This window comes from Nguyenibacter vanlangensis (genome assembly GCF_013376155.1).
Lineage (GTDB): Bacteria > Pseudomonadota > Alphaproteobacteria > Acetobacterales > Acetobacteraceae > Gluconacetobacter > Gluconacetobacter vanlangensis.
Genome location: NZ_JABXXP010000057.1, coordinates 1 through 10,169, shown reverse-complemented (window position 1 = coordinate 10,169; position 10,169 = coordinate 1). Strand labels below are relative to the sequence as shown.

Below are 10,169 nucleotides of genomic sequence, written 5' to 3'. Positions count from 1 at the left end.
CGGCGGCGATGCGGCCGGGCGGGAGGGGCGGCAGGTGGGGGGTGTCGTCGGTCATGCGCGGCTCTTAACGGAAATTGGCCGCCGGGAAAATGACGGCGGGGGACACGGAACAGGATCATGGACGTACAATTGTCGAAAGGCCCGGGATCGCGGGCGCTGCTTGCGGCGGTCATCGGGATGGGCGTGTTGCTGGTGGTGGGTTCGCTGGTGCTGGTGGGGGTGCTGGTCCACCGGATTTCCCACCCCCATCCGGCGCCCGGCCTGCCGGAAGCCGATCATGCCGCCGCCGGCCTCGGCGCCGCGTGGCCGTTCGAAGGACCCCATGGCCAACTGACGCTGAACGAACCGCCGGGCACCCACATTACCGGCATGACCCGCCAGGGCAACGGGCTGCTGGCGGTTTCGCTGTCGGGGGGCGGGCCCGACCGCGTCATCCTGTGGGATCTGGCCCATGCCCGTGTCGCAGCACGGCTGGTTCTGACGCCGTGAGGTGAAGGCCGCCGCGTAATGGACTGGATTCAATGGATCTTGGCGATCTCGGGAAAATGACCATCCGGTGAATATTTCTGTTCAAGGTGGGTTGCGTCCCGGTCCGCGATGGCATAGAAGCTGCCTCGTCCAGCGTCCCGTTCGTCTAGCGGCCTAGGACACCGCCCTTTCACGGCGGTAACACGGGTTCGATTCCCGTACGGGACGCCATCTCAATATAGAGATACGGACGATAGAGCTATAACGCCGTTTGCGCCCGTTTTGCGGTCGTGGGTTCTGGCGGGCTTTTCGGACGAAAGACTCTCAGCCATATCGGGACTGACGGCCTGGCTGCCGGCATGGCGGGCGCTGCCTGGGTGCGTTCCGTATCTGCCTTCGCCTGAGCCCGAATGGCCGCCAGCCCGACAATCCGCTTCTTGAGCCCAGCGTCATTCAGATCGGTCGTGCCTGGCTCGATCGCGTCATAGAGCCGGCCTGGCCGTTGCTCCTGCTGCTCGGCCTCGGTGATGCGCCTGGTGAGTTCGGCCAGATGCTCGCGGCGATCGATGATGCTGGAGAGTATCGTTTCCGGCCATTCCGGCCGAAGCGGACTTTCCTGCAGATGGTTCGCAATGAGATGGGCAAGCTTGTCCATGAGGATCGAGCGCCCCTCACACCCGTCTTGCCGCCGCAGCGACAGCCTGCCCCATCGCGGATGAGCGGGATCCCTGCGGTCCGGCACGCTCATTCTTCCGGACCTCGACGCTAAAAAATCCCGTTTCATCGCCAACTGCCCGATCTTGGCATACAGATCGTCGCCCCGCTTCTGCGCCAAGCGCGGGGGCGCCATGACGCAACTCACTAGCAAGGGCGGCTCGGGAGGCATGTATCGCTTTACTCCTGCTCGACTAAGGCGCGTCAGGACGACGCGCGCTGCTCGGCTTGGCACGTTCGGGGGGCTTCCGGAAACCGAAGGCGGCCAACGGCAATGACCTGGCGCTGACGCGCCGGATCGACGAGCTGTTTCCGACCTGGCCGTTTCCGGGCCTGTGGCGGATGACGGCGATGCTGCGGGGGGAAGGGCGTCTGGTGAACCGCAAGCGCGCCCGTCATCTGATGCGTGAGAGCGCAGCATTATCCAGCACGGCATTCAGCCTTTTCGCTTCGGAAACCTCCCGGGTTCTTAACGGGTCTTCCATTTATAGAATGTCGCGTCGCTGATCCCGCTGGCGGCAGGAAGCCATGTCATCATGGTCAATACTGGCGGTCATGATGATCTGTACGGCCGGGCAGTTCAATTTCCGACAGGTGTCGTCCCTGTAGCAGGGGACAAATGCTTCCAATCACTTGTCAAGAGAGATGCAATATGCCATGGCGCATCCACTTCAATGCTTCGTGCCCACAGAAATGGACGGTATCAATGACCTACGGGGTCCGCCTGTCTCTCCTTGCAACCGTGCTGTTTCTTCCTGTCCTGGGCGCTGCTCATGCGGAGACTGCCAGCACACTGGCCCAGCAGGGGCTTACGGACGGCCTGTCGATCGTCGATGATGCAGGCTCGGAAAGCTTCTATCTTCGCGTTCCCTCCGACGTCACGCTCGCCAATCCCAGCGTGAGACTTCATCTCGAAGTCGCACCGAGTCTGCTGCGCGGCTCGAGCGTGCAGGTCTTCATCAACGGCGTTCCGCGCACGCAAATTCCAATCGGCGAACTCGCGGGAACCGCGACCGAGCGGCAGGTCTCCCTCCCGCTGAGCCCGAACGACCTCAAGAGCCGCTTCATCGCAGTGCGCGTGGTGCCTGTCTTCATCGGCGTTGCAATGCCCTGCATCACGGAGAGGGCCAATCGCGGCTATCTCCGTATCCTTCCCGATAGCGGGCTGCTGTTCGATGACGCCCATACGGCGCGCCAGACGGTCCGCGCCTTCCTGAGCCTGCTTGGGCCGTCGCCCCGCGTGCGGCTTCCCGGCGGCGCGGTGACCCCGCAGGAGTTCCGCACGATCCTGGCGGTGGCGAGCTATCTGCGTTCGCAGGGGCGCCAGCCCGTGTGGCAGAATGATGCGTCCATGCCGGCCGATATCGTCATCTCGCGCGACAGGTCCGCACGCGGGCTTGCGCTGATGCACGACCCCGCCGGCGGAACGTCGCTGGTCGTTTCGACCCTCGCCCCGCAGGCGCTGCTTCTCGGCCCGTGGACCGACCTTCTGGCTTCGGACCAGTTCTCGTCCAGCACTACGCCGAACCAGGTGGACGGCCCGGCCTCCCGTGCGCTCACCCTCGCCCAGTTCGGCGTCACGGCCGAAGCCGTTCCTCTGGACGGACGCGCCACATGGACGTTCTCGCTTCCCCCGGAAACGATGCGTCGTCGCCAGCCGGACGGGCTGCACCTCAATCTCGTCGTGCCGCCCAGCCTGCCCGGCAATCCGCTGCTGCTGCACGTCTTCGACAACGGCTCGCTGCGAAACGTCGTGGCGCTGCCCGAGCTGGGCGGCCCCGTTTCCGTCAACCTGCCGCTCGTTGAGGCGAACGGGCCGATCAGCGATTCGCTTCGCCTCGTCCTCGTCAGGCAGAACGACACCGGCAACTGCCAGGGGACGCTGGCCCATTCCTGGGCGCAGATCCTTCCTTCCTCGACCGTCACGACGAAGGGCATCGCCCCGGCGGACACGCTCGACACGATCGGACGCAGCTTCGAGGCGCGTGCGCCCGTCTATCTCCCGCCCGATGCGCTCCGCGACCCGGCGGCATGGATGCCGCTTCTCTCGGGCGTCGTGAACGATCTCAGGCTCAATCCCTACAACCTGACGATCCATGCGGATACTTCCGTCCCCGCGCCGGGCCAGACGTTCCTGTGGCTGCGTCCGGAGACGCCTGACGGCTTCTCCGCGCCGATCCGTTTCGACCAGGGCCGCATCCGCATCGTCGAGAGCAACGGGAACATCCTGCTCGATTCTCCGCCGCTTCCGACGATCGAGTTCGCGACCGTCCTGCGTCGCGGCGGCGATCGCGGGCTGTGGATCAAGAGCGACGTCGATGCCGCAGCGATCCGGCCGCTCGGGTTCGATACAGCGCCGGGTGATCTCGTTCTCATGGACCGCAACGGCCAGATCACGAGCATCGATACCCGCGTCTTCCCCGCGGGCACGGATCGCGCCCCGGCGGTCTCGTACCCGGAGAGCCAGTCCTGGCTCGATCGCGTGCAGAACGCGCGCCTGTGGGTGCTTGGCGGCGGGTTGTTCGCGCTTACCCTGATCTTCCTGTCGATCCTCGACAAGCTGCGTCGTCATCATCCCGATGGGCGCGACTCCTGAGATGGGGGCTGGCCGCACCATATCCATCGCCCGGTTCTGCAATGTCCTGGCCACGATGGCGCTGGCCCTCGCGGGGGTATCCGCCGCCCCAAGGGAGGGGCGTGCCGCCGCATGGACGCAGCCGGCGGGCCAGGGAATCGTCATCATCCAGGAGGATCGCTGGAGCGGAACCCACGGGTTCAACGACAGCCATGATCTCTTCCGTTTTCCCAACAATGGCGAAAGCTACGTCAACCAGACGAACGTCTATGTGGAATACGGACTGACCAACAAGCTGACCCTTCTGGGCAATTTCTGGCTGAACCAGGTCGGCTACGACAATGATTTCGGCAAGACCGAAAATTTCGGTTTCGGCGACCAGGAGTTCGGTGCGCGCTACAAGATGCGCCCGCTCGGTTTCCTGAACGGCCCGTGGGTCGGCTCGTCGCAGCTTCTGATCGGCGTCCCGACCTATCGGGTCCATAATGTCAGCCAGCCTCTGGGCGTCGGCGGTGTCGCCGTGGAGCTTCGCCACGCGATCGGGCGGCCGTACCTGCTCTTCGGGCACTGGTCCTATATCGACCTCAGCGGCGGCATACGCTTCCGCACGGGGCGCGGCGCCGATGAGTTGCGGTTCGACGCGGCGCATGGGACGCTGCTGTGGGGCGGGTTCACCCTGATGGAGGAATTCAGCCAGATTCAGACACTGGACAACGGCGTGGCCTTCAATGTCGGGAACCCGATCAGCAGCACCAATTTCGATTTGACGAAGATGCGCTTCTCGCTTCTCAAGCGCCTCGGTCCCGTAAGCATACAGGCGGGATACGAACGCGATCTGGCTGGCCGCAACACGGGCAGCGGCGGTGGCCCCTTCGTGGGGATATGGATCCCGTTCGGGGGCAGCGGGCATTGGGCGCCGTGACGGGAGTTCGCAGATCATGACCCAGCCTCTCGGCAAGCTCCCGTTTGGGCAGTTCCTGGTCGATAATGGCCATCTCACGGCAGGGCAGGTCGAGGCCGCGCTCGATCTCCAGAAATCCTGGAAGTCCCGCCTCGGTGACATCATCCTGTCACGACGCTGGATGAAGTCTGTCGTGTTCTATCGCGAGCTGGCGCGGTTCCACGGGCTTTCCTTCGTCGACCTGATGCAGGAAACTCCGGACGCCACCCTGTTCGACCCTGCCGAGATCGACGTTTACGCGACACGATCCTTTCTCCCCTGGCGCCGGAACGAGGCGGGTGGCATTGCCTTCGCCCTCGCCGACCCATCGCCCGAGCTGATGGCCGACCTCCGCCGCCGTCATGGGCCGCAGACATCCTTCGTGGGAACCGGCAGGTTCGACACCGTGTGGCGCTTGCAGGAATTCGGACAGAAAACCCTCTCCGACGACGCGCTTCACGCGCTCTACAGGCTGAACCCGCAGCATTCAGGCCGCGTGGTCTTCACGACCCGTCAGATCGTGTTCCTCTACCTCGTGGCGGCCATTCTCTTTTCGGCGTTCTGCCTCTGGCCGGAGACGACCTTCTTCGTTACCAACCTCATCGCCGCGCTGATATTCTTCGCCAGCTTCGCGCTCAAGTTCGCTCTCTCCTGCGTCGCGAGCCGACGCGACGTGGACGTGAAGGTGAGCGATGCCGAATTCGCGACGCTCAAGGACGAGGATTTTCCCGTCTATACCATTCTCGTCCCGATGTACAAGGAACCGGATGTTCTTCCGATCCTTGTCAACGCGCTCCGCAATCTCGATTACCCGCTCTCCAAGCTGGACGTGAAACTGGTTCTGGAAGAGGACGATCACGAGACGATCGACGCCGCGAAGAAGCTGGCCTTGGAATCCACCTTCGAGATCATTCGCGTTCCGCCGTCCCAGCCGCGAACCAAGCCCAAGGCCTGCAACTACGCGCTTCGCTTTGCCCGGGGCGAGTTCCTGACGATTTATGACGCCGAGGACAAGCCGGAGCCGAGCCAGCTCAAGAAGGTGCTGATGGCCTTCCGAAAGATGCCGGCGAACACCGTGTGCATTCAGGCGCGCCTGAACTACTACAACGCCACCGAGAACTGGCTTACGAGGATGTTCACCCTCGAATACACCTCGTGGTTCGACCTGTATCTGCCGGCGCTGGAGTTCCTTCGCATACCGATCCCCCTGGGGGGCACGTCGAACCATTTCCGCATAGACGCCCTGCGCTCGCTGAAGGCATGGGACCCCTACAACGTCACCGAGGATGCCGATCTGGGCGTTCGCATCACGCAGCGCGGATGGAAGGTGGCGGTGGTGAATTCCACGACCTATGAGGAGGCGAATGTCAGCATCCCGAACTGGATCCGCCAGCGTTCGCGCTGGCTCAAGGGCTACATGCAGACTTATCTCGTCCATATGCGCCACCCGATCGACTTCTACCGCAAGACGGGCGGCGTGGGCTTCTGGGGGTTCCAGTTCTTCATCGGCGGGACGTTCATGACGGCGCTTCTGGCACCGTTCTTCTGGGCGATCCTTCTTCTCTATACCGTTCTGGGCATCAAGATCGGGATCGGCGCCTTTTCGGGTCGCATAATCCTTCTGAACTCGATCAACCTTCTGCTTGGAAACGGTTTTCTGATCTATACCTACCTTCTGTGCTGCTTCAAGAGACGCTACCAGCACCTCGCGCCCTATGCCCTGACCGTGCCGTTCTACTGGGCGCTCCAGTCCATCGCGGTCTACAAGGGGCTGATCCAGCTCATCACGAAGCCCTTCTACTGGGAGAAGACGCAGCACGGGCTGAGCAAGCATACCGCCAGCGAGCTTGAGGGGATCAGCCCGTGATCCTGACCCGGTTCTGCATCACGTCCTGGGTCGCCGTGATCTTCGGCCTGGCGGCCTATACCCTTTTCGGCCACGGCTATGTCAGCGATCTCACCCTTCGCCAGATCGCGGACCACATGGTCCGGGGCCTGCCCAACGGCAACCATTTCACGGCCTCACTTCCCTATGACATCCCCGATGCGATCTATGAGGGCGTGGCGCCGCTTCTGGGCGAACTCCACGGCATCGTGCCGACGGCGCTTTCGCTCGTTGCCGGGTCGCTGCTCGTCGGGCTTGTCGCCGCCCCTCGCGCCGGGCGGCCCTCTCCCGTCTGGACGGGTCTCGTCGCCTTGACGATCGCCCTGAACCCGATCGTGCTGTGGTCCGCTACGGCCATGGGCGGGAAGGCGGTTGCGGTTCTCGTCTTCGGGCTGGTCTGTTCCGCCGTGACGCGCGTGGCGGAAAAGCCGGATATCGGCGGGTTCCTGCTGCTCGCCCTGGGTTCGGCGATCTTCCTGTTCACCGATCCGACGGCCGTCGTCGTCATGCTCGGGCTGATCCCCTGGATCGGGCTGATGCGCACGACGGGCGACGCGAGCGAGCGGCCGGTGGCCTATCTTCTCGTCGTCGGCACGCCGGTCGTGATGTCCCTGCTTGCCCTCGGCTATCTTCACTGGACCGGGCTGGGCACGTTCTCGCCCTTCCTCGCCCCCCTCAATGCCGGGACCGGGCAGGATTTCTCATGGGACGGGCCGTTGCGGAGCACGGCGATGGCGGACCGTCTCGAGAGGGTTCCGTATTTCGCGCTTGCCGGCCTGGCCTTCTTTCCGACGGTCTTTCTGCTCACCCCGAGCCTCGACAAGCCGGTACGCCGCGCATCGGCCGTCATGTTGCTGACGGTGCTTTCGGCGCCCGCGATCTGCGCCGCCGCCATGTTGCCGTTCCACGCACTGGATTACCTGCCCTATTTCCTGGCGCCCCTGGTCGTTCTCGCCCGCTATACCCCGCGGCGGCGACGCCTGACCGTGCTTGCGGCGCAGGTCGCCTCGCTCGGGCTCGGCTGGTCGCTCCTCGCCGTGCCGGGTTCCTCCCTGACGAATGGCTGGGCGCAGGCCCTCACCGGGAGGCACGTCCTGAGCGACGCCGCCGAGCGCGGCGCCGCCGCCTGGATTGTCCGGTCGTCCCAGCCCATCGCGGTCGACCCGGTGACGGATTACCGGGTGATCGCCCTGGCGGGAACGGCGCGAATGCTCGTGATGCCCGCCGATGTCGTCGACCGCAGGCCGGATCTGCACAGGGATGCCGCATCCGTCCTGACGGTCAGGCCGCATACGGAGCCCGGCGACGTGGATGAAATCAACGCCGCGATGCCCGATATATGGTTCACGGGCCGGCCGGGTGACAGGCTGGCGTTTTCGCGTGGCATCTATCGCATTTGGTCCAGGGGCGCTCCCGAATGAAACGTCTCGGCCTCATCCTCGGATTCCTCCTTGTGATTTCGGGAGGGCTGTTCCTGCTCCGCTCGCCGGCGTACTGGACCTCGGCGAACATCAAGATGTCACCCGATGCGCCGTGGGGATCGGACGCCGCACGGGCGTCCATGCACAGCCTTGCCGCCGCGGGTGCCGATCGCGGCCTGCTGGTGGCGTTCACCTGGCAGGACAGGCCGGAATCCGACACGCCCGTCCTCGGGTCGGACAGCCAGCCCGAGACGATCCGAAAGGGTTTGCGCGACATACGGGCGGCGGGCATGGCGCCCGTGCTGAAGATCCATCTCTGGATTCCCGGCCACTGGGCAGGGGAGGTCGCCCCGGCGCATCCCGATCTGTGGTTCGACAACTACCTCAAGGCGATCACGCCGCTTCTCGACGTCGCCCGTGCGGAAGACGTGAAGACTGTCTTCGTGGGCACGGAGATGCGCGGCGTGGAGACGGCCACGCAGTGGCCCGCCTTCGTCAGAGCCGTGCGCGCCCGCTATGCCGGCACGCTGGTCTATGACACAGACGGGCTCGACCAGGCCGAGAAGTTCACACACTGGGACCTGTTCGATGCCGTTGCGACCAGTCTCTACACCGCCCTGCCGAATGACAGGGCCGGCCGTCTCGCGACGATGACGGACGTGGCGCAGCATCTCCGGGCGCTCGGCAAGCGCTGGAGGCGGCCTGTCTGGGTCGCGGAACTTGGCATCCGCTCTGGCGAGGACGTGCTGCGGCGCCCCTGGCTCAGCCCCGAGCAGCTTCACGTCCCCGTCGATTTGCAGATCCAGAAGACCGCGCTTCTGGAGTGGCGTGACGTGCTGACGAGACATGGTGTCAGCGGGCTGTCGATCTGGTGCTGGTATACTGACCCGATGGATGGCGGCCCTGACAATTCGGACTTCACGATCCAGCGGAAACCTGCCGAGGCAGTCCTTCACCGGCCCATGTTCAGGTTCCAGTAAGGCGGCCCAAAGCCGGGCCAGTGGCCCATCGTGCGTTCTTCCGGTGCGTATCGGGCCGCCGTAGCGTTACTTGACGGTCATTAGCCATACGGCGAGGCGAGCCGGATGCTCGGCCTGACCATAGCATCATCTGGCAGCCGGATCAGGAAACCGCGGACGATCTTCTGACGTTGGAATTTGGTGCGGGGGACCATGGTGCCCGCCGAGCCTGAGGCCCGGTAGCGGCGTCGCGACGTGGGAGGGCGGAACGCCGCTTTAATGCGGCGGGAAGGTTCATGGCCATTGAAAATGGGGCCTTGCCGGCGCATATGCGCCGGCCTGAACGGTGCGAAATCGGTTTTTTCCCATTTGCTTGCAAATTCCAAACAATGCGGCGATATTGTGGCCGTGGACTTTTCAGGCAGCGGAGCCTGATTGCGCATTCCGAGATTACTACAAGAATTTTCAAAATTCATTTAATCGACGCTTCGTGGATGCAGGAATTGCCATGTCGAGTTTCAGCCAGAATATTCGCTGGGATGCGGGTTTCGGTCGCCTGATCCAGAAAAAAATCATGCCGTCGGGCGGATTTTACCGGGCACTCGTCATATGGCTTGTTATTTCCGGAATCATCTGGGGCGTGATCGGCTATCTCGCGTGGTGCCTGTGGCGCTGGATATAGCCCGCGTGGTGTGACGGGTGGCCGGCTATGGGTGGCCGGCTGCTGGTCCGGCGGCAGTGAATAGTCCGGCGGGCACGAACCGGCGACGTTGCGGCGCGTTGCGGGCACAGGCCCCACGCATGGGGCCCAGCCCTTCGGAGCGCCGTCATGACATGGTCGATCCCACTGGGTCGCGTCGCCGGCACCGCCATTCGGGTGCATGTGACGTTCTTTCTGCTTCTGCTCTGGGTGGCGATGGTTGCCGGCGCGCAGGGCGGTCCCGATGCGGCTTGGCAGGGGGTGGTCTTCATCCTGCTGGTCTTCGTCTGTGTGGTCCTGCACGAATTCGGCCATATCCTGATGGCGCGACATTTCGGGGTGAGCACGTCCGACATCACGCTGCTGCCGATCGGCGGCGTCGCGCGTCTGGCGCGGATGCCCGAAAACCCGACCCAGGAATTGCTGGTGGCCCTGGCCGGACCGGCGGTCAACCTGGTGATCGCGCTGGTGCTGTTCGCGGCGACCGGCACCCGGCCCAGCCTGGCC

General features: G+C 64.2%; 11 protein-coding genes and 1 tRNA gene. 10 read left to right on the top strand and 2 right to left on the bottom strand.

Features of this window, described 5'->3' with window-relative positions; genetic code table 11:
• Nucleotides 1-117 precede the first annotated feature (117 nt).
• Nucleotides 118-489 carry a hypothetical protein gene (locus HUK84_RS05625; RefSeq protein ID WP_176639396.1) on the top strand — a complete coding sequence of 124 codons (372 nt, stop codon included), beginning with the start codon at nucleotides 118-120 and terminating at the stop codon, nucleotides 487-489.
• A 134-nt stretch (nucleotides 490-623) separates the two neighbouring features.
• Nucleotides 624-699 (top strand) — tRNA-Glu (locus HUK84_RS05620).
• Nucleotides 700-727: 28 nt separating this feature from the next.
• On the opposite strand, the gene HUK84_RS05615 is transcribed toward HUK84_RS05620, so the two are convergent.
• The gene (locus HUK84_RS05615) at nucleotides 728-1,303 is read right to left on the bottom strand and encodes a hypothetical protein (protein WP_218064230.1); all 576 of its coding nucleotides are present in this window, start codon (nucleotides 1,301-1,303) and stop codon (nucleotides 728-730) included.
• A gap of 107 nt (nucleotides 1,304-1,410) precedes the next feature.
• Between HUK84_RS05615 and HUK84_RS05610 the strand changes: the two genes are divergently transcribed.
• The 6 genes from HUK84_RS05610 to HUK84_RS05585 all read left to right on the top strand — a co-directional run bounded on the left by HUK84_RS05610 (nucleotide 1,411) and on the right by HUK84_RS05585 (nucleotide 8,983).
• Complete coding sequence (locus tag HUK84_RS05610) at nucleotides 1,411-1,689, top strand: IS3 family transposase (RefSeq protein ID WP_176639394.1); 279 nt, start codon at nucleotides 1,411-1,413, stop codon at nucleotides 1,687-1,689.
• Nucleotides 1,690-1,888: 199 nt separating this feature from the next.
• Nucleotides 1,889-3,778: a cellulose biosynthesis cyclic di-GMP-binding regulatory protein BcsB gene (locus HUK84_RS05605; RefSeq protein WP_176639393.1), complete on the top strand. Its 1,890-nt coding sequence runs from the start codon at nucleotides 1,889-1,891 to the stop codon at nucleotides 3,776-3,778.
• Complete coding sequence (locus HUK84_RS05600; protein WP_246285434.1) at nucleotides 3,762-4,679, top strand: hypothetical protein; 918 nt, start codon at nucleotides 3,762-3,764, stop codon at nucleotides 4,677-4,679. Before HUK84_RS05605 ends, HUK84_RS05600 begins: the two co-directional genes overlap by 17 nt.
• Nucleotides 4,680-4,695: 16 nt before the next feature.
• Nucleotides 4,696-6,564, top strand: a complete 1,869-nt coding sequence (locus tag HUK84_RS05595; RefSeq protein ID WP_176639392.1) for a glycosyltransferase — start codon at nucleotides 4,696-4,698, stop codon at nucleotides 6,562-6,564.
• Nucleotides 6,561-8,003 (top strand): hypothetical protein, encoded by a 1,443-nt coding sequence (locus tag HUK84_RS05590; RefSeq protein ID WP_176639391.1) that lies wholly within the window; start codon nucleotides 6,561-6,563, stop codon nucleotides 8,001-8,003. Before HUK84_RS05595 ends, HUK84_RS05590 begins: the two co-directional genes overlap by 4 nt.
• Entirely contained in the window at nucleotides 8,000-8,983 is a 984-nt protein-coding gene (locus HUK84_RS05585; RefSeq protein WP_176639390.1) for a glycoside hydrolase family 113, read from the top strand. The genes HUK84_RS05590 and HUK84_RS05585 overlap by 4 nt, the downstream gene beginning before the upstream one ends.
• 80 nt (nucleotides 8,984-9,063) lie before the next feature.
• Here the strand turns inward: HUK84_RS05585 and HUK84_RS05580 are convergent, their stop codons facing one another.
• On the bottom strand, nucleotides 9,064-9,438 hold the full coding sequence (locus tag HUK84_RS05580) for a hypothetical protein (protein WP_176639389.1): 375 nt from the start codon (nucleotides 9,436-9,438) through the stop codon (nucleotides 9,064-9,066).
• Nucleotides 9,439-9,470: 32 nt separating this feature from the next.
• On the opposite strand from HUK84_RS05580, the gene HUK84_RS05575 reads away from it, so the two are divergent.
• Together HUK84_RS05575 and HUK84_RS05570 are read left to right on the top strand one after the other, a co-directional pair.
• A complete protein-coding gene (locus HUK84_RS05575; RefSeq protein ID WP_176639388.1) occupies nucleotides 9,471-9,644 on the top strand; it encodes a hypothetical protein in 174 nt (57 codons plus the stop codon).
• Between the two features lie 147 nt (nucleotides 9,645-9,791).
• Nucleotides 9,792-10,169 (top strand): site-2 protease family protein (locus HUK84_RS05570; RefSeq protein WP_176639387.1); only part of this gene is annotated, 378 nt, incomplete at its 3' end.